The sequence below is a fragment of the Mycobacterium sp. NPDC051804 genome, from assembly GCF_044452905.1.
In the GTDB taxonomy this organism is placed as follows: domain Bacteria; phylum Actinomycetota; class Actinomycetes; order Mycobacteriales; family Mycobacteriaceae; genus Mycobacterium.
Window position 1 is genome coordinate 24,169 of sequence record NZ_JBITCD010000001.1, and the last position, 21,777, is coordinate 45,945.

Below are 21,777 nucleotides of genomic sequence, written 5' to 3' on the forward strand. Positions count from 1 at the left end.
ACGGTCGCTCGCGGCGCCAACCGGCAACTCAAAGCGCAGGGCTGTGAGAAGGTGGCCCGATGGCGCAGCCATCGACCATGGAAGCGGACGTCATCATCGTCGGCGCGGGACTCTCCGGGATGATCGCGGCACGAAAAGTGCTCGCGGCGGGCCTCACGCCGCTGATCCTGGAGGCCGACGAACGCGTCGGTGGGCGGATCCTCACCCAAGAAGTCATGCCCGGGGTGCCGGTCGAACTCGGCGCACAGTGGATCGGCGATACGCACGAACGGATGTTCCGCCTGGCCGCGGAGCTGGGGATCGAGACCTACCCCCAATACGACCAGGGCCAGACGTCCTACGAGCTCGTCGGGTCCGGGGTGTTGCGCGAGAACGAGTTTCACGCCCGCTTCGAGTCGGAGCTACAGGAACTCGCACTGGTATTGAAGCGGCTCGACGTGCTCGCCGCGGAGGTCCCCGTCGAAGCGCCGTGGACGGCGCCGCGGGCGCTCGAGTGGGACGCGTTCACCGCGGGCTCCTGGTATGACGCGCAAGGGCTTTCGCCGGTGGCCCGCACTCTCCTGGAGATCTGCACCGTCGGAATCCTTGCCGTTCCGACCGCCGAGGTGTCGTTCCTCCATCTGCTGTTCACGATCAAGACCTGTGGTGTGACGTCAGAGCTGTTCGCCGAATCCGAGGGCGGCGCCCAGACAACCCGGTTCGTCGGTGGCACCAGTGAGATCCCGAACCGGCTGGCGGCGCTGATCTCCGATCGCATCGTGCTCGAAGTCCCCGTGCAGACGATCGAGCACAGTGCCGACAGCGTGACCGTGCACTGCCGGGGCGGGCTCATCGCGCGGGGCCGACGGGCGATCGTCGCGATCTCGCCGACACTGGCGGGGCGCATCATGTACGACCCACCGCTGCCGGGCATCCGGGACCAGCTGACGCAGCGGCTGCCCAACGGCTCGGCGATGAAGGCGTTCTTCATCTACGACGAACCGTTCTGGCGCAACGACGGTTTCAACGGTCAGCTCATCTCCGATATCGGTCCGGCCCGCATGTCCAACGACACGTGCATCCCCGGCGACGATCACGGCGTGATCCTGCTGTTCCTGGAGGGCACCCAGGCCCGAACCTACGGCGCTCTTCCCGAGACCGAGCGTCGCGAAGCGCTGACCGCGGAACTCGTGCGCCACTACGGCAGTAGGGCCGCCAAACCCGAGTTCTACGTCGACGGCGAATGGTCGGAGCGGCAGTGGACCCGCGGCTGCTACAACGCCAACCACGGACCGCACGTGTGGACCACCTACGGTCCGGCGCTGACGAGCCCGGTCGGCGTGATCCATTGGGCGTCAACCGATACCGCCACATATTGGAGTGCCTACATGGAAGGCGCGGTCGACGCCGGCGAGCGCGCGGCAGCGGCCGTCATCGCCGAACTCTCTTAGCGATTTGTGTGCGTTCCCGAGCGCTCACCGCTCTTAAACGCACACAAATCGCAACTTAAGTCGAGTAGTAGCGGCCCAGGACGTCGGCTCGCAGCTCGTCGAACTCACCCGCTCTGATCGCCGCACGGATCTGGTCGACCATCCGCACCACGAACCGTTCGTTGTGGATGGTGCACAGCGTGGCGGAAAGGATCTCCTTGGCCTTGAACAGGTGATGCAGGTACGCGCGCGTGTAATGAGCGCAGGTGTAGCAGTCACATTCGGCGTCGATCGGGGTGAAGTCGCGACGGTATCGCGCATTGGTGATGTTGAACCGCCCACCACTCGAGTAGACGGCGGCGTTGCGGGCCACGCGGGACGGTGACACGCAGTCGAAGGTGTCCGCGCCCGCGGCGACGGCGTCGAACAGATCGTCAGGCTCACTGATCCCGAGCAGGTGACGGGGTTTGTCGTCGGGCAGCTCGCTGGTGACCCAACCGACGATGGTGGCCAGGTTCTGCTTCTCCAGTGCCCCGCCGATGCCGTAGCCGTCGAAGCCCACGCCGTCGTCGCCGACGATCCGCGTGAGCCCGCGCGTCGCATGGCGCCGCAGGTCCTCGTATTGCGCACCCTGCACGACGCCGAACAGAGCCTGCGGCGGCTTGTCCGGATTCGCATTGACCAGCCTGCGGTGTTCGACCACGCACCGGATGGCCCACTGATGGGTGCGCTGCACCGACTGTTCCTGGTAGCCGCGAGTGTTGACCAGCGTCGTCAGCTCGTCGAAGGCGAAGATGATGTCGGCGCCGAGCTGGTGCTGGATCCCGATCGACACCTCCGGCGTGAAGCGGTGGGTGGATCCGTCCAGATGCGATCGGAACGTGACCCCGTCGTCGTCGACGTTGGCGAGCCGCTCCTTGCCTTCGGCGATGATGTCGTCAGCCTGAACGCGCTCGGTGTCCATCGCCAGTACCTTGCGGAATCCTGCGCCCAGCGACAGCACCTGGAACCCGCCGCTGTCGGTGAACGTCGGGCCCGGCCAGTTCATGAATCGACTAAGACCGCCCGCCTCTGCGACGATGTCGGGCCCCGGCTGCAGGTACAGGTGGTAGGCGTTGGCCAGAATAGCTTGTGCACCAAGACTTCTCATGGTCTCAGGCAGCACCGCCTTGACGGTGGCTTGGGTGCCGACGGGAATGAACGCCGGAGTGTGAATGTCTCCGTGCGGAGTTCGGATCACGCCCGCACGGCCTGCCCGGCCAGGCAGTTCGGCATCGACGCTGAAGAACGGCGCCGACGAGTCTCTCGGAGGACGAGTATTCGGCGCGGTCACGCCGTAGATTCTGCACTGTGAGGACTCGCCTGCTGGTTGCCGCCGCCATCGCACTCGCGCTGGCGGGTTGCTCGTCGGGTCCGCCGGAGTTCCAGCCCGGGCCCGGCATGCTCGTCGCCGGCACCGCCCAGGTGACCGTCAACGGCGAGGACGCGGGCACCACAGATACCGTGCAGTGCGCCTCCACCGGCACGCTCACCACGATCACGACCGGCGACGACACCAGCGGCGTCACCGCGATGGTCTCCAACAAAGACCAGCTCACCGCCGAATCGGTCGCCATCCGCGACCTCGGCGGGTTCACCGGAAGCTACAACTCCGGGTTCGGCGACACCGCGAAGGTCACGATGACCGGCCGCACCTACGACATCTCCGGCACCGCCGATGGCTTCCTCACCGACAATCCCAGCTTCCGTAAATCCGGCACTTTCAGCGTCAAAGTGTCCTGTTAGCTGCCCCGACGCTGCACATTTCAATCAGCACACGTTTTCTCGCAATTCGGTGACCTCACGGGTGCCGCGCACCATACTGTCCGGGATGATCCGCCGATCTTGACGGATCACGACGACACAAAGGAGAACAGTGGTGAAGCGTGGGTTCGTGGTCGCCGTGGGCGGCATGGCTATCCTCGTCGCCGGTCTGTCCGGGTGTTCATCGGACGACAAGAAGTCCGAGACGACCGGCGAGACCTCGTCCGCCGCTTCCGCGGAGGGTAAGTCCACCGTCACGATTGACGGACAGGACCAGCAGGTCACGGGCACGGTCGTCTGCACCTCGATGGGCGGCAACATGAACATCGCGATCGGCGACGCCGCCACTGGCATCGCAGCGGTGGTCAGCGAGGGCGACGAGCCCACGGTCCAGTCGGTGGGTCTGGGCAACGTCAACGGAGTGACGCTCGGTTACCAGAGCGGCACCGGGCAGGGCGAGGCCAAGGCGGAGAAGGACGGCAGCACCTACAAGATCTCCGGTACCGCGACGGGTGTGGATATGGCCAACCCGCTGCAGCCGGTGAACAAGCCATTCGAGATCGAGGTCAGCTGCCCCTAGTCAGGGCACATCGAGAGCGTTCAGCGGCGGCGTCCCGAAAGGGGCGCCGCCGTTGTCATATCGGGTGTCCTCAGGCAGGAAGGGTGTAGCCACCCGCGGACTGCCGCAGCTGCCAGATCTGCGCAGGACACAATTCGTTGACCGCCTGGTTGATCAGGTAGGCGCCCTGGTAGTAGTCGGTCGTACGGAAGTCGGCTTTCACCTGCTCGACGAGCTGCGAGTAGCCCATCTTTGCCGCGACCCGGTCGCAGATGGTGTTGCCGTAGCCGATCGCGGCGTCGGCGTTCGGGAAGTTGTAGCCCGGCCGCACATGCACGTTGACGAGGTAGGCGACGGTGTCGGCCCCGGCCGGTGGCGCCAGCGACACCGTGGCCGCGGCGGTCGCGAGTGCAGCGGCCACAGCGGCCGTAACCAGCTTCATGACCGGAAACCCTACGCGCGGTACACAGGAAAACCTACGCTGAGGCTCATGAAGATCCTGGCTGCAGTTGCGCTGGCGTGTGGGTTCGCGGCAGCTCCTATGGTGATGGCGTCGACCGCATCGGCCTCCCCCGGATATTGCGACGGCGCGGACTGCGTGCCGTATCTGGACCGCTCCGCGGTCGCCGGCGAGCACTGCACCCAGAACACCCGTTACAACTTTGGCGTCGACGCCTCGGGTAACACATTGGCGTGCAGTTCCAAGAGCGTCTGGATCTCGGCTCCGCCGCTGGTGGGGGTCCGTACGCTACGGCTGCCCTGCGGCGACCAGACGGGTGTCGCGCAATCGCCCGACGGAGTCCCGCTCAGCTGTACGGGCGGTGCCTGGAGCGCCGACTACAGCTGGACCTTCTACCGCTAGGTCACACACTGATAACGCGCCGATCGCGTACGTGAGATCTGAGCCCTTTCGGGGTACAACGACGTGCGTGGCAATCGATGCGTGTTCGCGGCCGGTTGGTTCGCTCCGCATCGAGGTACCTGCAGTCGCGGAAGAGCTAGCCCATATTCGTCGTCGGCTGGCCGGCTGGCTCGAGCCGATAGGGGTGTCCGCCACCGATATCGCGGACATCGTCCTCGTGGTCAATGAGGCCTGTACGAACTGCATCGAGCACGCCTACCGCGGCGTCGATGCGGGGCCGATCCTGGTCGACGCGAATCACGACTGCGGTCAGATCGTCATCGACGTCGCCGATCATGGAGTCTGGAAGCCGCCGCCCACGCAGCCGAGCACCCGCGGGCACGGGCTGCCGATCATGCGTGCGGTGAGCTCGGGCGTCAATGTCATGTCCTCGTCCGAGGGCACGACCGTGCGGATCACGTTCGACGCGCCCCAGAACTAGAACTGCGGCAGCCGGACAACCTGGACGAAGAACTCGTCGATCTGGCGCACCGCGTTCATGAACTGATCGAGATCCACCGGCTTGGTCACGTAGGCGTTGGCGTGCAGCTTGTAGCTACGCAGGATGTCCTCCTCTGCCGAGGACGTCGTCAACACCACCACGGGGATGTGGCTGAGTTCGGGGTCGTTCTTGATCTGCTCGAGCAGTTGGCGGCCGTCGTACTTGGGCAGGTTCAGATCGAGCAGCACCAGGTCGGGTCGGGGGGCGTTCTCGTACTGGCCGCGCTGATACAGGAAGTCCAGGCCCTCCTCGCCGTCGTGGGCGACATGGAGGTTGTTTTTGATCTTGTTGTGCTCGAAGGCTTCCCGAGTGATTAGCTCGTCGCCGGGATCGTCCTCGATGAGCAGGACATCGATAGCGCGCTCGGCCGGTGTCATGACGGTGATCCTTCCAGATTGGCCGCGACCTGAGTGTCAACAGCGACGGGAATGGTGAAGCGGAATCTGGTTCCCCCGGTGAAGGAGTTGTCGATCCAGATGGTGCCGCCGTGGTGTTCGATGATCTTTTTGCACAGCGCGAGCCCGATGCCGGTGCCGGTGTAGACGTCGCGTCCGTGCAGGCGCTGGAAGATCACGAAAACTTTGTCGGAGAACTCCTCGGGGATGCCGATGCCGTTGTCCGTCACGGTCAACCTCCACGGAGCGCCCGGCTCGTTCGCGCTGCCTTCACAGTGGACGAAGATGCGTGGAGCGACGCCTTCACGCCGGAACTTCACCGCATTGCCGATGAGGTTCTGCCACACCATCGTCAGTAGCGTGGGATCGCCGACGATTCGCGGCAGGGGCGCTCCCTCGCGGACGATCTCGGCTCCGGATTCGGTGATCGCGGTCTCGAGGTTGCCGATCGCGTCGTCCAGCGTGGCGCCGAGGTCGACATCGGCGCGCGTCGGGTTGAGCCGCCCGACCCGGGAGAAGGTGAGCAGGTCGTTGATCAGAATCTGCATGCGCTTGGCGCCGTCGACGGCGAACGCGATGTACTCCGTGCCGCGTTCGTCGAGCTTGTCCCCGTAGCGCTTCTCGATGAGCTGGCAGAACGACGCCACCTTGCGCAGTGGCTCCTGCAGGTCGTGCGACGCCACGTAAGCGAACTGTTCGAGTTCGGCATTGGACCGCTGCAGTTCGAGCGCCTGCTCGGCGAGCTGGGTTCGCGCCTCGGTGGCGGCTTCCAATTCCTCGACGATCCGCTGACGCATGTCCTCGACGTCGGCCGCGATGGCCCGGATGTCGCTGGGACCTTCCGGCACGATCTGTTGACTGAAGTCGCCCTGGGTGATTCTCCGGCAGGCCGCGGCCAGTGCGGTGAGAGGACGGGTGACCGCTGTGCGGATCACGAGTGCCGAGAGGACCGCGGCGATGACGATCGCAATGACGACGGCGGCCAGCACGGCGTTACGCCAGTTCTTCACCGTCGCAAGCTCATCGTCCGCCGCGTCGCGCTCCTGCTGCAGGCGTTGGAGCTGCGTGGTGAAGAGTTGTCGAAGGGTGTCGAATGAGGTCTTGCCGCGCGCGGCGATGGCGCTGTCGACGACCGACGGCACACCTGGTTTGACGTCGGCGATCAAGGGTTCGGCGTAAGCGGTTCGCCATGCCGCAGCCGTGCTCTCGATCGCGTCGAGGTCGTCGAGCACCTTCGGGCGGTTCTGTGCGTGATCTCGGATCTGTTGCGCGGCGGCCGTCGCCGCCTTTTGCCCGGCCACATACGGCTCCAGGAACTGCGGGTTCGCGGAGATCGCATACCCGCGCAACGACGTCTCCTGATCGCGCAGCGCGGCCTGCAGCTGGTAGGCGCCTAGGCGCATCGGTCCGATCTCAGCGGTGATCTCATTGGTCACGTCGTCAGTCCGACTGAGCAACAGTGCCGCGGCGATGGAACCGACGAGCACGACGACGCCCATGACCGCAAGCACCAGGTTCTGCCAGCCCTGGACTGTCGGCTGCCACTTCATCCGGCTCATTCAGTCGCTGTCCGCTCGACGCGCACGACCGCGATGTCGTCGCTGGTCCCACCGACGGACTGCGCGCGACGCTCGACATCGTCGATCAACGCGTTGACGAACTCGGCGCCCGAAAGGTGTGCGTAGGAGCGCGCCACTTCCAGCAGACCCGACTCCATGAGACGTTCGGCACCCTTACCGGAGCGCCCCTCGAACAGGCCGTCGGTCAGCAGCACGAGGCCGTGCCCCGGCGGTAGTTCCATGACGTTGAGCGGCCATTCGAACCCGTTCAGGCCGAGAGCCGGGCCCACCGAAGGCTCCAGCCACTCCACCGAATCGGGCCCGTGCAACAGCATGCCGGGATGGCCGGCCGACACCACGTTGAAGCTCAGATCGTGGGGGGAGATCGCGACAGATTGAACCGTGGCGAAGATGCTGGTGCCCGGGCGCTCGGTGCTCAGGATGCGTTCCAGCTGACGCATTCGCTCGTTACCGCGCAGACCCGCGAATGTCAGTGCGCGCCACCCGATGCGCAGCGCAACCCCGAGCGCGGCTTCGTTCGGACCGTGCCCGGCCACGTCGCCGACCATGACGTGCACGGTGCGGTCGGGGGTCTGGACGAAGTCGTAGAAGTCGCCGCCGAGCAGCGCGAACTGCCTGCTGGGCCGGTACTGCGCCACGATGTCCACACCCGGGTCGTCGAGTAACAGCGGTGACGGCAAGAGCCCGCGTTCCAGGCGGGCGTTCTCGGTGGCACGCAGTTCGCTGGCGTGCAGTTCGTGGGCGGTCAGCTCGGCGCGTTTACGTTCGACCGCGTACAACAGCGCGCGGTGCAGGGTGTCGGGCTCAACTCGGCCCTTGACCAGATAGTCCTGCGCTCCCGCTGCAACGGCCGAGACTCCGAAGTGTTCGTCGTGCAGACCGGTGAGCACGACGATCGGCATCGTCACGTCGTGTTTGGCGACCTGGTCCAGCGCCTTGATCCCGTTCGCATCGGGGAGGTTGAGGTCCAGCAGCACGCAGTCCGGCCGGGAGGCCGCCAGCTGGCGTTCAGCTTCGACGATCGAGGGTGCCCACGCCACCTCGATATCGGCGCCCGAATCGGCGATCAGTTCCTCGACCAGCACAGCGTCTGCGCGGTCGTCCTCGACGAGCAGCACCGTGAACGGCCGCCGGGTGGCGGACTGATCAGGAGACATACTCATCACAGGGTTGTATATCGGACTCACTGGCAACCACGTTTCTCACGCGCGTCACCGTGGCCGCTGTGACCGCTTCTTTAGTGACATGGGTGACAATAGTCGCTACCCGGTCCGGGGTCCGCGCCTGAACCCGGTTTGGCTGCGGATGAGCGGCAGCGTCGCCGACGTGGCGAAGCCGGGCGGGGCCTGGCACACGGCGGCAACCGCGTTGAGGACCTGCATGCCGGTGGCGACGCTGGCCGACCTTACGTGCTCTTCGATACCGACGTTGCGGGTGAAACTGGCCAGCGACATGAAGTGAGCGCGCATCGACGGGTCGCCTTCGATGGTCAGCGTCCAGCCGTGCTGCGGTTTGGGCCAGTGTCCCGGATATTCGCCGCCGACGGTCCACAGCGTTTCGATCTCGATGAGCGTTTCGCCGGCGCGATGTCCAGACCAGTTCCAGCGCTGACCGGCCGTCGTACCCGCGGCGAGCAGGTGGTCGAAGATCTGGTGGTCCTGCTCGGCGGGGATGGCCTCCACGGTGGCCGAGACGTCGTCGATGTCGGCGTTCAGCGCGTCGGCCAGAAACCAGACCTGTTCGGTGAAGATCGAGCTGTTGAAAGCCAGGAAGTCGGTGGCGCTCGGGCTGATCGACTCGACAGGCTGACCAAATGCCATGTTGTCGAATGTGATTCCGGTGCTTTCGTAGACCGACCAGTCAGCACGTTCCTGCAGCGTGATCTTGTCGATCGTCCGGCTCATGCCCGAAAGCGCCAGCGGCAGCACGCCGGAGAGGTTGCCGGGGTTGATACCGCTGCCGTGGACGGAGCTGCCGCCCTTCTCGCAGGCCGCAAGGACGCGGTCCCGATCCGCGGCGGCGATCCGCGCCGGATGGAACAGAAATGCGGTTGTCACAACGTTTTTCCCGCTCTCCAGCACCCGGCAGACATCATCGAGGTGCGCGGTGCGCGGGGTGTAGAGGACGCAGTCGGCGTCCAGCTTCAGGATCTGTTCGACGTCGGTCGTCGCGGTCACGCCGATCGGATCGCGGCCGACGAGCGTGCCGATATCGGCGCCGTCCTTCTGCTCGGAGTAGACCAGCGCACCCACGAGTTCGAGATCGTCTCGATGGTCGAGTATGGCGGCGATCATCTCGCTGCCCACCGTGCCGGTTCCCCATTGAATTACCCGATGCACGGTCGGACGGTAACAGCCTAGGGGCGTCGGAGGGTGACGATTGTGACATCGTCGTCGGTTTCCGCCGTCGCCATTGCCGTTGCGATCTCGGTAGCCGTCGAATCGACTGTGCCACCCAGCATTTCGGCGAGGCGCGCAATACCGTCGTCGATCGGCTCGACACGGCGTTCGACGAGGCCGTCGGAGAACATGACCAACCCCTGCCCGGCCTCGATGGTGAATGCGCTCGGTGCATACGTCATGCCGATCGCGCCGATCGGCGGTGAAAGCGTGATCGGCGCCGGCACCGCCCCGCCCTCGCGTCGGGTCAGGAACGGGATCAGGTGACCCGCGCACGCGGCTTCGACGTCCCCGGACTTCAGATCGACACGAGCAACGATCACGGTGACGAACGCACGGGACACCATGTGCACGCAGAAGTCGTTCAGCATGTTGAGCGCCTCGGCCGGTGCGACGCCGGTGAACAGATAGGCGCGCAAGGTGTTTCGCACCTGTGCCATGGTCCCCGCCGCGGCCATACCGTGCCCTGCGACGTCTCCGATCAGGACGATCAGCCGGCCGTCGCGGATCTCGAAGGCGTCGTACCAGTCACCGCCGACACGCCCTCCGACGGCGGGTTCATAGTGTGCCGACAGCTGCCAGCCTTCGAGTGTCGGGATCGATGTGGGCAACAGGCTGCGCTGCAAGGTCTCGGCAACGCGCAGTGCGCCCCGGGTTCGGCGATAGAGCGACTCCACAAGGTGGCGCCGCAGCGCCTCAGCGGACTCCACCTCGGTGATCGCCCACGGTTCGCAGCATCGGTTCACGATTTCGCGCCAGCGGTCGAACGACTTGCGCGGGCTCAGCCGCACCCCGTCGCCTTCGCTCACGGCGATCGCCTTGTTGTGCGGGTCGCCGCCCCAATCGACCGATCGCACCACCTCGCTGCGAAACCAGATCGCGTACTGCCCATCGGGCAGGTTGATCGCCAGCGCGCCCGAGGCCACGTCCGGATCGAGGTCGACATCCGGCAGCTCTCGGAACAGCGACTCGCTGCTTGCGATTTCGTCACCCTCGTCGAGGGCCCATTCGGCGACCGCGGCTACGGCGGCGGGCGGCGGCACCGACCCCAGCACGCGATACTCGCCACCGATGTTGACGACGACGCCGTCGGCAGGCACGAGATCGAGCAGGCCTGGAGCCCCCAGCAGCAGCGCGGGCAGTGACTCGCTGTCGTCCAGAGTCGCGGCGGTGAGCTTGCCCAGGACGGCCTGCGCGGCCAACCGTTTGTGCAACTGTTCGTCTTCGAATTGGTCGACGAGCCGCAGCGACAATGTCGACCCGAGGAATTCGGCCGCCGCCCTGGTTCCGAACGGCGGTAGATGCGGTCCGGCGTAATGGTGGCAGGCGATCAACCCCCAGAGCCGCCCGTGCCGCAGCAGCGAGATCGACATCGACGCCTGCACGCCCATGTTCTGTAGATACTCGATATGAATCGGCGAGACGCTGCGCAGCGTTGCATGCGTCAGGTCGGTGGGTACGCCCCGTTCCGGATCGAACGTCGGAACCAACTGCGACGGGGTGTAGCCCACGTCGTCGATGAGCCGCAGCCAGTTCTTCTCGTAGAGCGCCCGCGCCTGTGCCGGAATGTCGGTGGACGGGTAGTGCAGTCCGAGGAACGAGTTGAGCTCATCGCGTTTGGCTTCGGCGACGACCTCGCCGTTGTAGTCCTCGTCATAGCGGTACACCATGACCCGGTCGAATCCGGTGAGCTCGCGGACCGCGCGCGCGGTGGCATCGTAGAGATCGGTCAGCGTGGCGGCACGGTTGAGTTCGTCGACCGAACCGCGCACCGCCTGGTATGTGTTCGGGAATGAAAACGGCCTTGCGCCGTAGGCGATTTCGACTTCGACCAATAACACACCGTCGGGCTCGCGGCGCAGAATCGCGTCGAACGCACGTTTCTCGCCGGCAACGTCGATCACGCATTCGAGCGGGTTGCGTTGACGGAGATCGCCGAGGGTCGAGGTCGCCTGCTCGACCCGGGCTGCCTCGTCGGCGCCGATCAGACATGACAAGTGCCGACCGACAACGTCGTCGACGGAGCGGCCGAGCAATTCCGCGACGTTGGCACTGACCTGGCGCACCTCGAAGTCGGCTTCACGCACGATGGCCAGGACACCGCGCGGCTGGACGCTACCGGGGATATGGATCGGCTCTCGTGCGCAGTTGTCGAGATCGACGGGGGTACCGACCGGCACGAAGTCATCGCTGGTCAACGGGCGCGCCTCCACATCATCGAGAGCTGAGCCCGCTGCTGGACCATCTCACTGCAGTATGCCTGCCGACTCACGGCGCCGGGTCGGTGAGGTAGTGGGTGAGTACGGGTTTGAGCCATCGGGCCAGCGTCTTGTCATCCATCGCGACGAGAGGAGGGATGCCGAGAATGTAGCGCCCGACGGCGATGCCGAGCAGCTGCGAACCGATGAGCGCGGCGCGCTCGGTCGGTCTGTCGATCGCGACCTTGGCCAGTGCCGGCGCGACCTGCCGGGCGAAAACGTCGAGGAGTGCGTCAGCCGCCGCTGGACTCGACGACGCGGCGCGCAGCAGCGGTAAGAACGGTCCGTGGGGTCCCCACACCTCGACGAACAACGGCAGCATGACGCCCGCCACGTCCTCGGGCGCAACACCCGACAAGTCGGGTGGTGATATGTCGAGCCGCGACGCCTCGGCGAAAAGTTTGTCCTTGTTGCCGAAGTAATGCATGACCAGCGCCGGATCGACCTTCGCCGCCTTTGCCACCGACCGGATCGTCGTGCGCTCGAGCCCGTTCTGTCCGAACTGCATCCGTGCGGCGGCCAGGATCGCGGCCTTTGTTGCCGCCGCATCGCGTGTTCGTGCAGCCATGCCGTCAGTGTATTCAACAATTGTTGACCTGAAAGGGGTGATCGATGACCGTCACCGCGATTCAAATCGTGCTGCAGCCCGACGTCGTCGACGTGTCGGGCGCAGGCTGGGGCAACCCAGCCGTCACAGGGCTCGGGCAACCAAACGCTGCTAGCGCTCGGACCGTGACCTTATTCGGTGCTGGGCGTCGCCATTAATCTGCTGCACGTCAACTGCCGGCGAGCGTGCGATCAGTCAATGCCGCAATTGCCGGTGCCATCAGCCGGGAGTACTCAGCTGTCAAATGAGCGTCGTCGCAGTAGACAAGAGTGTTGCCGACGATCACCGGGCAACGGTCAGCGTTGCAGAACAACTCGGTGAGATCAGCGTAGTGTCCGCCACCGGCTGCCGTGGCGGCCGCCTCAGCCGCAATGCCGGCTTCGTTAACCGCGGTCGACCTTTGCGGTGTGCAGGCCGTCACGTCATCGAGGTGCCCGGACAGACAAATGGGTACATAGGAGTGCGGGTCCGGGGTCGGTCCGAGCACCAGCACCCTCGCACCAATGCTGCGTAGCTGCTGAACTAACCGGGTCAGGCTCGCGACCCACACCGGATCGTATGACGTGAAGCCTGACACCCAATTGCTGCTGCTAGCGGTCCCGTACTGCCGCCACAGGCCTACGACGATCAACTGCGGGCGCTCGGCCTGTAGCCGGGCGAGGACCTCACGACGCCACTGCTCGCAGTGTCCAAAGTATTCAGCTAGGCCGTGGAGGATTTTGGTGATGGGCAAGTCCATCAGTGGGCAGGCACCCTTGCTCAGCATCTCCAGCCGCCAGTGTCGCTGCTCGGCGACCTGTTGGAACGCCGGAGTCCACATTGCGGCATGCGAGTCGCCCACTAGCGCGACCGTCGTCGCGGAGGCGGTGTCACCCATTGCGCACTCGGGCTGTCCGCTTTGTGTTGGCGTACGCATGCAGCCGTTGAGTGTCATGGCTTTAAGGTCCGCTGGTGCATCGGCAAGTGCCGGGCTGAGGTTCGACGGTACGGCTGTTCGCTCTGCAGATGCCGTCACAGCGGCCTGTACTTGCGCGAACACGTCCTGCACCGCGGCGTCGTATGCGCTGATGTTGCTGCCCGCGGCAGGAATTGTCGCAGAGACGGTTAGCGACGGAGCCGGTGTTCCGCGGCCGACCGGGAAGGGCGCCGATAGCAGCAGCGCCACGCACACAATGACCGCTACCGCAGTGGCGACACCGCCGAGCGTGAGACTGCGGCCGGGAGACTGGCGCAGGGAAGCGGAGAATCGCAATGGGTTTTCGACGAAATGCAGGGTGAGCACCGCGAGCACGCCAGAGATCAGGACGGCGGCCAACCTTCCGGTCAGCCCTAGCGGGTGGCCCACCAATTGCGGTGCTAGCACCATCACTGGCCAGTGCCACAGATACCACGAGTACGACACCCGGCCGATCGCGCGCATCGGCGCGATTGACAGAACGCGCCCGCATCCCTGAGAGGGTGCGGCACAGCCAGCGCCGATCACCAGCACCGTGCCCAACACGGGCAACAGCGCGGCAGTACCCGGGTAGGGCGTCGACGTGCTCAACAGGGTGCAGGCCAGCAGCGTCAACGCCAGCCCTGCCCATCCGGCGATCGCAGCAAGTGTTGCTGGAAGTTGCCGCCAATAACCGGCAGTGAGAGCCACCAGGCCACCGACGGCCAGCTGCCATGCGCGTGTGGGCAGCGAAAAGAACGCCACGGTCGGCATCACGTAAGTGACCACCAGCGCCATAGCAAACGACACCGCCGCGACCAGCGCAAGGACTACTAAGACGGGGGTCCGCGACGAGAGGCCATCACCCCGAATCCGCCGACGCGCACGCCGAATCAGCCACGCCGTACCGAGCATCAAGACCGGCCATACCAGGTAGAACTGTTCCTCTACGCCCAAAGACCAGTAATGCATGAACGGGGACGCCGGAAGCTGGGCATCGAAATAGTTTTGCAGCTTGAGAGCGAACCAGTAGTTGCTGACATAAAGCGCGCTCGCAATGCCATCGGTCATTGTGCCTTGGACCTGCAACGGGGGTAACAGGACAGCCGAACCGATCGCGGTCGCGACACCTACCGCCGCCGAGGCCGGGAGCAGTCGACGAGCCCTCGCCCCGTAGAAGCGGCGCAGACGAACGGTGCCGGTGGTACTCACTTCGCGCCAAAGCAGCCCGGTGATCAGGAAGCCCGAGATAACGAAAAACACGTCCACGCCGACGTACCCACCACCCACACCAGGCACGTTGGCGTGAAAGAGGACGACCGCCAACACTGCGACAGCGCGCAGCCCTTCAATGTCCGGGCGAAACCACGTCCGTGCCGACTGCCGGCCGTGCACGCCGCCGACGGCGCCGACGCTTCGGGTCTCGCTCAAGGCCACCGCCTAGGTCCTTGCTACGAAAGGCACCCTCGGACACCGGCAGTATCACAGCTCGGCAGCGAACATCTCAGGATATTGGGCATTTTGTCCCGGACTACGGCCGGCGGGTTCCAGGCACCGACAAGACGCCATCTTGTCTGGCCCCGAAGAATCGCGCCAACACGCGACGTAACTGCTCAATATGTATGTGCAGCAGGGGCGGTCGTAGAATCCCGTTCGGCGGCACACATCCTCGCGATAGGCACTTCGCAGTCCGCGCGTGCGAATGCGTCGTTGTCCGCCGAAGTCGTACCCGAGCCCTCAAATGCGAAGGCGGCCATGAACTTAACCAGGCATGCGACCGGACGGAGCCCAGCAGCAATCCTGCCGGGCCAAACCGCATAAAACGTTATTCGCGGGTGTGCGCTGATGAATGCAACCGGCTGCCACCGGTCCACCTGCGATGCCGCCTAGCCGGAGCCTTTGCCCTAGTCGAATAGTGCGAAGTCCGCCTAGCGATTACAGCCGCGAATAAGCCGGTCATTGGCTGGGCCGTCCTCTATTGTTGGCCGCTATGGGGCGGGGGACCACCACCGGAGTGGAAATTAAAACGGAGGACCGCGCGATTCTATTCGTGCTGGGCATGGCTCGGTCAGGAACGGCGGCGCTTACGCGCGTTGTCTCATTATGTGGTGGCACGCTCCCAGCCGGGATGCTGGGCGCCAATCGGTCCAATCCGCGTGGCTATTGGGAGCCGCGCGCAGCCGTGATTATGAACAAGGCAATCCTGCGCAGCCTCGGCAGAACGGGCATCGACCCGTCGTTGCGGCTGCAGGAAGCTCCGATCGACGCCGAGGCGGAGGCCGCCTGCATCGGCAAGATCAGGGGGTATCTCACTACGCTTCCGGCCGCGCCGTTGGTGGTCATCAAGGATCCGCAAATAACGGTGCTGTCTGAGATGTGGTTTGAGGCGGCACGTCAGTCGGAATTCAAAGTCATGACCGTGATCGCCGTACGCCACCCAGAGGAGGTCACTGCGTCGATGGCGAGATTCCTCCGCGCCTCGCCGGAGTTCTCGGGTGCCCTATGGCTCAAATACAACCTGCTGTCCGAGAGGACCACACGTGGCCTGCCGCGTGTGTTCGTCGAATACTCCAACTTCCTCGATGACTGGCGCCGGGAAACGAAGCGGATTTCCGCGGCGCTTGAGATCGATCTCGACACTCGGGATGAGCGCGCGATCGATACGTTTCTCGAAAGAGATTTTCACCATCACCAACATCGAGGGCCGATAACCGAGCAGTTCGGCACGGAGTGGTTTTCCACCGTTTACGAAGAACTGAGCGCCGCGTCGAGGGGCGAGCCCGCCGATGAGTCTGCGCTGGATCGCGTCTTCGACGCGTATCGGGCGGGCGAACATGGTTTCCGAGAAGTGGTCGATGACTTTCATCGCTTCCGGAAGTTTTCCCGGCTGACTCCGCCGTCCATCGAGAAGCTGGCCATCGAGGTTCTCGCGACGGCTCACAGGCACAGAGGGACATGGGCCTAGGCTGCGGGTACGTAACAAGAGACCTTCAGCGTCTGACTACGTTTCGCGAAACAGAGGCCCAAAACGCATAACGGCTGTTGCCTCGACGATCATGCGTGATCTACGGCCCTACGATTTTCCCCACAGCCACAACGACTTCGAACGATTCCTTGACGTCGTCCCCCGTCATCGCTGAGCTCACTTCGAAAAGGTCACCCCCGACTGCAGCTGATCGCGGGTAGAAGTCGGGCGCAACACCCGACAAGTCGGGTGGTGATATGTCGAGCCGCGACGCCTCGGCGAAAAGTTTGTCCTTGTTGCCGAAGTAATGCATGACCAGCGCCGGATCGACCTTCGCCGCCTTTGCCACCGACCGGATCGTCGTGCGCTCGAGCCCGTTCTGTCCGAACTGCATCCGTGCGGCGGCCAGGATCGCGGCCTTTGTTGCCGCCGCATCGCGTCATGCCGTCAGTGTATTCAACAACTGTTGACAAAATTCGCAAACGGTCCTACCGTCAGTTCAACAAGCGTTGAACTGAAAGGGAGTGCCATGGCCGTCACCGCGATTCAGATCGGGCTTCACCCTGACGTCATCGACGTGGAATCTCCAGACTTCGCCCAGTTCAGCGGCTTGACCAGGGAACGGTTGGCCAAGGCGAACAGTGAGAATGTGGCGGGTCTGCAGGCCGCCGGCTACGACGTCGACAACTGCCTCATCGATTTCGGTGACGCAGGGGTCGAGAAAGCCCGCAACTGGCTGACCAACAAGCGCTACGACGCCGTGCTCATTGGGGCGGGCGTGCGCCTAGTGGCCAACAACACGCTGTTGTTCGAGGCGATCGTCAATGCGGCGCACAGCGCCAACCCCGGCTGCCGGTTCGTGTTCAACTACTCGCCTACGTCGACACCCGACGACATCCGCCGGTGGTACCCGAACCCGGCCGACGCGACCCCGGCGCGCTGATCATGACGACTCTGCATGCGGACGTGCTCGTGATCGGCGCCGGCCCCACGGGGCTGACCGCCGCTGGCGACCTGGCCCGGTGCGGTCGATCGGTCGTCGTACTCGAACGCTGGCCGGAAATGAACCCGTCCAGCCGCGCCTTCGCGACGATGGCCCGGACGCTGGAGGTGCTCGACGCGCGGGGTCTGGCCGACGACGTCCTCGCGAAGGCTCACCGGGCGCCCGGGGTCTCCATCTTCGCCGGTGCACAAATCGATCTGACACACCTGCAATCCGAATACCAATTCGTGGCGGTCACGCCGCAGACCAACGTCGACGACGCGCTCGCCGGCTACGCCGCCTCGCACGGAGCAGAGATTCTGCGCGGGTTTGAAGTTGTTGCTCTGGAACAGGATCCGGAAGGCGTCACCGTCACGGCACGACCGAAGGATGATGAGAATCCAGGGCGCCGGTCGACGTGGCGCGCGGATTACGTGATCGGCGCGGACGGCGCACACAGCACGGTGCGCGAGTTGATTGGTTACGACTTCCCCGGCAAGACCGTGCTGTCGTCGATCGTGTTGGCTGATGTCAAGCTCGCCAACGGGCCGGATGGCGGTGGGCTCACACTGGGCAGCAGCCGTGAGCGGTTCGCCTTCCTGGCGCCGTACGGGCTCGCCGATGCCGACGGCGCGTGGTATCGGACGATGTTGTGGGAACGGGACCATCAAGTGCCCGATACCGACCCCGTCGACCCGCAAGAGGTCATCGATGTGTTGAGCCGGGCGATGGGCCGCGATCTGGGGGTCCGCGAGGTCGGCTGGTTGTCGCGGTTCCACTGCGACGTGCGCCAGCTCGCCCAATATCGCTGCGGCCGTGTCTTTCTCGCCGGCGATGCCGCACATGTCCATTCGCCGATGGGCGGGCAAGGCATGAACACCGGTATTCAGGACGCCGCGAATCTCGCGTGGAAGATCGACGCGGTGCTCTCGGGTGCCGACGACGAGGTGCTCGACACCTATCACAGCGAGCGACATCCGATCGGTAAGCGGGTGTTGAGGCAGTCGGGTCTGATGGCGCGCGGAGTCACGCTACGCCCCCGGATGGCGCGTACCATGCGGAACCTGTTGGCGCCGAGATTGCTTCGGGTGCCGCGTGTGCGCGACGCGGTGGCGGGCAGTTTCGCAGGCACCGCGCTGCGGTACGCCCATGAGCGCGGACAGTCTCCGCTCGTCGGAACACGCGCGACGGAAATTCCGCTGCAGCAAGCGAAGTTGGCGCACCTTCAACGCTCGGCGGGGTTCGTGCTCATCCGTGAACGGCAGGCACGGCCAGTCAACGTCGCGGGCCTCGCCGAAGTCGAACGGTCCGACGGGGGGCCTGCGGTACTCGTCCGGCCGGACGGCTACATCGCGTGGGTTGGCGACTCGTCCGACCATCCGAGCTGGATGACGGTGCTGCGACGTTATTCGCCGGTGCGCTCGGTCATCAGCGCGCCGATCAGCGCCTCGACGACGGCGACGGCCGCATCGGCGATTGCCTCCCGCGGTAGGTGAAGCCGGCCGTCCGCCCAGTCGAGATAGAGGGCGACCAGCGCGCCGCCCAGGACCGTCGAGATGAGCTCGATCCGCTCGGGCTCTCGCGACATGAGGTCACGCACCTCTGGGCCGAGCACCGGTATCAACGCTTTGATGAACGACGGCGTCCGGCTCGCGCTGTGCATGCGCAGGGTGTCGTCGGCCAGCGGTTCGCGCAGCAGTATCCGGGCCCGACGCGGATCTTGCTCGAAGAAGTTCGCGCAACTCTCCAGAACGTCGCGAGTAGTCGCGGGTCCGTTCGACATCTGACCGACGATGAAAGCGATCAACTTTTCCTCGACCCGGTTGTACACCGCCACGAGGAGGTCTTCGCGCGCATCGAAGCTCTCGTAGAAGTAGCGAGGGCTCAGATGGGCCTCTCGGCAGACAGCCCGCATGGTGAACGCCGCCGAACCGTCCGATCCGAGCAGACGCTCGCCGACTTCCAGTAGTTGTGCGCGTCGTTCCGCCGAACGGTCACGCTGCGTCTGCCCCCGCCACACGTTCGTTGCCGCCACGGCCTGATCTTCTCACTCGGGCTGATGTTTCTTGCGCGCACCCGCCGTGACAAGAGATGTGAATCGCATGATTCCTATTAGTCGGCATTTCCCCAGGCTAGCGACCGTGAATGCTCCTTAGCTGCCCTTCAAGCCAATTGACACGCGTCGAGTCATAGGAAACACTTGATTCCTATGACTACTGCCGAGCAAGGCTTCTTCGCGCCCGATTCCGTCGCCTGGCGAGTTCTCAGCGCACCGGCGACAGCGCTGATGATCGCCCAGGTCACCAACCTTCTCGAGGTTCCGCACCGCGACTTCCAGGCGGTGCTCGCCAACCACGACCCGCTGTTTCCAACGAACCGGAAACGGCAGCGCGCGTCGGGTTCGGACCCCAACACCAAGAGCGGGCATTTCCACGACCGGCTCAAGCGCACCGTCACGATTCCGCTGCCGATGATCTTCGGCGACAAGCAGACGGCGATTGCCTGCGCGCGCCGGCTGTTCAACTATCACCGGCCGATGCACGGCGTCGAGGCCGACGGCGAGACGAGATACGCGGCAACCAATCCCGAAACGATGCTGTTCGCCGCCATCACGATCACCCACGCCGGTCTCATCGCCTACGAAAAGTTCGCATTCGACGGTCGGCGGTTCCCGGGCCGGCTGTCGGATACCGATCGCGATCAATACTTCGCCGAGATGACTCGAATCGCCGTCCTCATGGGTGTTCCGTTGGACAAAGTTCCCTCGACAACCGCCGACGTGGACAGCTACTACCGTTCGATATCGAGCGAGTTCGTCACCATCCCCGGATTCACTGCGGCGCAACGTAAGACCGCGCTGGCGCTTTTGCGCCCCGATGGCTGGGCGGATGTTGCGGCCACTGCAGCCGACATCCTCCTGGTCCTCTCCGGAATCCTCGGCTACGCGGTGCTGCCGAAGCCATCGCGTCGCCTGCACGGCCTGGGTGCTGGGACCGATCCGCTGTTCGCGGCGATACGTCTGTCGTCACTTCCGCTGTTCGCTCTGCTGCGTGTGCGGACGGTGCGGCGGACCGCGCTGTCCTGGTACGTCGGTGCCGACGAGGCAGCCGAGCTGGAACGCGCTTCGTCGATGTGCCGAACCCCAAGCCACGACACGGTTCTCACGGCATGCGCACAATGACCGGGCGGGCGGCCATCGATCTGTTCGACGCCCTCCCTCCGTGTCCGAAGGACATGCTGCGGGGCTGTTGGTCGGGGCGCGAGGTGCACACCGGACATCCGCTGGACGGTGCGCTGGCGAACGTGTCCTGGTACGGCAAGCGATTCGATGACAATGACCGGGTGCACCCGCTGGTGGTCATGGACGCCGCAGGCTCGCCGTTCCCGCTCGATCCCGAGGTCGTACCGATGCGGCTCATCACGTCGCCGGTGTGGACACCTGCGTTCGTCAAAACAATTGCACCCCAGCTGATGTCGCTACTGCGGCCCGTGGTCCGCGCTCGCACCTACGGCGCCCATCTGGAGTTGCTCACGTATCGCGGCGTGCGGACCGCGGCGATGGTGTACAACAGCAGACCCATCATCGATGTGTTTCGTCAGATAGACGACGACACCACGCTCGGCCTGATGGCCTACCCGGGCATGCCGCGTCCTCATTTCTTCGTGCTGGAACGCGATACGGCTCGTTCGCGATGTGAATCCCACTGATATCGAAGGAGATCGCCATGTTCGATGAAGAGATGTTTCAGAAGGCACTGGACCAGCCTCGACTGCAGGGGGATGTGCCGCAGTACTTGAACTCCACCCGGGCCGAACCCATCCGGGTCTACCAGGAGCCCGAACTACAGGCGATGACCAAGCAGTGGTTCGTCGAATTCGACCGCAAGCTCGAGCATTACAGCAAGCACTTCGACATGGACCTGTCGTGGGTGATGACGTGGGCGAAGAAGTATTGGTGGAGCTTTCTGGTCCGCGACATGGACCTCAACCACGAGTTGTACGCACACGACCTCACGTACAACGACGTCAGCACGTTCGGCCATACGATCGTGGGCATCGACGAATTTGTGAAGTACAACTTCGCGTTCTTCGAGGCGATTCCCGACTGGCGCTACGACCCGCTGCCCGATCAGGTCTACATCGACGTCACACCGGAAGGCACGGTGCGCACCATGATCCGCTACATCGGCAGCGGCCACTGGACCGGTGCGCTCAAACTCCACCCATTCGACGAGTCCGCCCCACGGGTCTACGGCAACGGCCGCTTCATCCAGTGCCCTGCCGTGGACCGCTATCACTTCAACGCCGACGGGCTCATGCAAGAGGGCGAGACGCTCTACGACATGATCGACGGCCTGCAGCGCGTCAGCATCCTGCCGGCGGGCGACAGTTGGCAGTTACGTGGCCTCTTCGCGGCGAGCAAGGTGCCCGTATTGGCAGACAAGCTGGGACAGCGACTCAAGGCGCTTTCCGGCCGCTGATC

At 64.6% G+C, this 21,777-nt stretch carries 22 protein-coding genes; 11 read left to right on the forward strand and 11 right to left on the reverse strand.

Translation table 11 applies throughout. From position 1 onward, the window contains the following. Positions 1-59 precede the first annotated feature (59 nt). Positions 60-1,430 carry a flavin monoamine oxidase family protein gene (locus ACIA48_RS00100; protein WP_396726310.1) on the forward strand — a complete coding sequence of 457 codons (1,371 nt, stop codon included), beginning with the start codon at positions 60-62 and terminating at the stop codon, positions 1,428-1,430. 55 nt (positions 1,431-1,485) lie between these two features. Here the strand turns inward: ACIA48_RS00100 and tgt are convergent, their stop codons facing one another. Next, a complete protein-coding gene (gene tgt, locus ACIA48_RS00105) occupies positions 1,486-2,742 on the reverse strand; it encodes a tRNA guanosine(34) transglycosylase Tgt (RefSeq protein ID WP_396726313.1) in 1,257 nt (418 codons plus the stop codon). Between the two features lie 17 nt (positions 2,743-2,759). On the opposite strand from tgt, the gene ACIA48_RS00110 reads away from it, so the two are divergent. Both ACIA48_RS00110 and ACIA48_RS00115 read left to right on the forward strand, forming a co-directional pair. After that, positions 2,760-3,194, forward strand: coding sequence for a lipoprotein LpqH (locus ACIA48_RS00110; protein ID WP_396726316.1), 435 nt, complete (start codon positions 2,760-2,762; stop codon positions 3,192-3,194). A 133-nt stretch (positions 3,195-3,327) separates the two neighbouring features. Next, entirely contained in the window at positions 3,328-3,792 is a 465-nt protein-coding gene (locus ACIA48_RS00115; protein ID WP_396726319.1) for a lipoprotein LpqH, read from the forward strand. Positions 3,793-3,862: 70 nt separating this feature from the next. Here the strand turns inward: ACIA48_RS00115 and ACIA48_RS00120 are convergent, their stop codons facing one another. Then, the gene (locus tag ACIA48_RS00120; RefSeq protein ID WP_396726322.1) at positions 3,863-4,213 is read right to left on the reverse strand and encodes a DUF732 domain-containing protein; all 351 of its coding nucleotides are present in this window, start codon (positions 4,211-4,213) and stop codon (positions 3,863-3,865) included. A 48-nt stretch (positions 4,214-4,261) separates the two neighbouring features. Here ACIA48_RS00120 and ACIA48_RS00125 point away from each other — a divergent pair, with 48 nt between their 5' ends. Beyond that, the gene (locus tag ACIA48_RS00125; protein WP_396726325.1) at positions 4,262-4,633 is read left to right on the forward strand and encodes a hypothetical protein; all 372 of its coding nucleotides are present in this window, start codon (positions 4,262-4,264) and stop codon (positions 4,631-4,633) included. A 67-nt stretch (positions 4,634-4,700) separates the two neighbouring features. Further along, the gene (locus tag ACIA48_RS00130; RefSeq protein ID WP_396726327.1) at positions 4,701-5,114 is read left to right on the forward strand and encodes an ATP-binding protein; all 414 of its coding nucleotides are present in this window, start codon (positions 4,701-4,703) and stop codon (positions 5,112-5,114) included. Here ACIA48_RS00130 and ACIA48_RS00135 read toward each other — a convergent pair. The 7 genes from ACIA48_RS00135 to ACIA48_RS00165 form a co-directional block, all read right to left on the reverse strand. Next, a complete protein-coding gene (locus ACIA48_RS00135; protein ID WP_396726330.1) occupies positions 5,111-5,551 on the reverse strand; it encodes a response regulator in 441 nt (146 codons plus the stop codon). The two genes, ACIA48_RS00130 and ACIA48_RS00135, sit on opposite strands and share 4 nt — an antisense overlap. Next, positions 5,548-7,119, reverse strand: a complete 1,572-nt coding sequence (locus tag ACIA48_RS00140) for a CHASE3 domain-containing protein (protein ID WP_396728405.1) — start codon at positions 7,117-7,119, stop codon at positions 5,548-5,550. The genes ACIA48_RS00135 and ACIA48_RS00140 overlap by 4 nt, the downstream gene beginning before the upstream one ends. A gap of 5 nt (positions 7,120-7,124) precedes the next feature. After that, on the reverse strand, positions 7,125-8,312 hold the full coding sequence (locus tag ACIA48_RS00145; RefSeq protein ID WP_396726332.1) for a PP2C family protein-serine/threonine phosphatase: 1,188 nt from the start codon (positions 8,310-8,312) through the stop codon (positions 7,125-7,127). Between the two features lie 99 nt (positions 8,313-8,411). Further along, positions 8,412-9,488, reverse strand: a complete 1,077-nt coding sequence (locus ACIA48_RS00150; RefSeq protein WP_396726335.1) for a dihydrodipicolinate reductase — start codon at positions 9,486-9,488, stop codon at positions 8,412-8,414. Positions 9,489-9,505: 17 nt separating this feature from the next. Then, entirely contained in the window at positions 9,506-11,746 is a 2,241-nt protein-coding gene (locus tag ACIA48_RS00155; protein ID WP_396726337.1) for a SpoIIE family protein phosphatase, read from the reverse strand. Between the two features lie 70 nt (positions 11,747-11,816). Further along, on the reverse strand, positions 11,817-12,374 hold the full coding sequence (locus ACIA48_RS00160) for a TetR family transcriptional regulator (protein WP_396726340.1): 558 nt from the start codon (positions 12,372-12,374) through the stop codon (positions 11,817-11,819). A gap of 208 nt (positions 12,375-12,582) precedes the next feature. Then, the gene (locus ACIA48_RS00165) at positions 12,583-14,784 is read right to left on the reverse strand and encodes an acyltransferase family protein (protein WP_396726343.1); all 2,202 of its coding nucleotides are present in this window, start codon (positions 14,782-14,784) and stop codon (positions 12,583-12,585) included. Positions 14,785-15,337: 553 nt separating this feature from the next. Between ACIA48_RS00165 and ACIA48_RS00170 the strand changes: the two genes are divergently transcribed. Beyond that, positions 15,338-16,312 (forward strand): sulfotransferase family protein, encoded by a 975-nt coding sequence (locus tag ACIA48_RS00170; protein WP_396726345.1) that lies wholly within the window; start codon positions 15,338-15,340, stop codon positions 16,310-16,312. Between the two features lie 100 nt (positions 16,313-16,412). Here the strand turns inward: ACIA48_RS00170 and ACIA48_RS00175 are convergent, their stop codons facing one another. After that, positions 16,413-16,706, reverse strand: coding sequence for a helix-turn-helix domain-containing protein (locus ACIA48_RS00175; protein ID WP_396726348.1), 294 nt, complete (start codon positions 16,704-16,706; stop codon positions 16,413-16,415). Between the two features lie 135 nt (positions 16,707-16,841). Here ACIA48_RS00175 and ACIA48_RS00180 point away from each other — a divergent pair, with 135 nt between their 5' ends. Then, positions 16,842-17,255, forward strand: coding sequence for a hypothetical protein (locus tag ACIA48_RS00180; RefSeq protein WP_396726351.1), 414 nt, complete (start codon positions 16,842-16,844; stop codon positions 17,253-17,255). Between the two features lie 2 nt (positions 17,256-17,257). Next, complete coding sequence (locus ACIA48_RS00185; protein WP_396726354.1) at positions 17,258-18,790, forward strand: FAD-dependent oxidoreductase; 1,533 nt, start codon at positions 17,258-17,260, stop codon at positions 18,788-18,790. Here the strand turns inward: ACIA48_RS00185 and ACIA48_RS00190 are convergent. After that, positions 18,700-19,329 (reverse strand): TetR/AcrR family transcriptional regulator, encoded by a 630-nt coding sequence (locus ACIA48_RS00190; RefSeq protein WP_396726357.1) that lies wholly within the window; start codon positions 19,327-19,329, stop codon positions 18,700-18,702. The genes ACIA48_RS00185 and ACIA48_RS00190 overlap by 91 nt on opposite strands. Before the next feature lie 174 nt (positions 19,330-19,503). Here ACIA48_RS00190 and ACIA48_RS00195 point away from each other — a divergent pair, with 174 nt between their 5' ends. From ACIA48_RS00195 to ACIA48_RS00205, 3 genes are read left to right on the forward strand one after another with little or no spacing between them, the layout of a single operon-like run. Then, on the forward strand, positions 19,504-20,475 hold the full coding sequence (locus ACIA48_RS00195; RefSeq protein WP_396726360.1) for an oxygenase MpaB family protein: 972 nt from the start codon (positions 19,504-19,506) through the stop codon (positions 20,473-20,475). Continuing rightward, a complete protein-coding gene (locus ACIA48_RS00200) occupies positions 20,463-21,002 on the forward strand; it encodes a GXWXG domain-containing protein (protein ID WP_396726363.1) in 540 nt (179 codons plus the stop codon). Before ACIA48_RS00195 ends, ACIA48_RS00200 begins: the two co-directional genes overlap by 13 nt. A gap of 17 nt (positions 21,003-21,019) precedes the next feature. Next, positions 21,020-21,775, forward strand: a complete 756-nt coding sequence (locus ACIA48_RS00205; protein ID WP_396726366.1) for a nuclear transport factor 2 family protein — start codon at positions 21,020-21,022, stop codon at positions 21,773-21,775. Positions 21,776-21,777 lie beyond the last annotated feature (2 nt).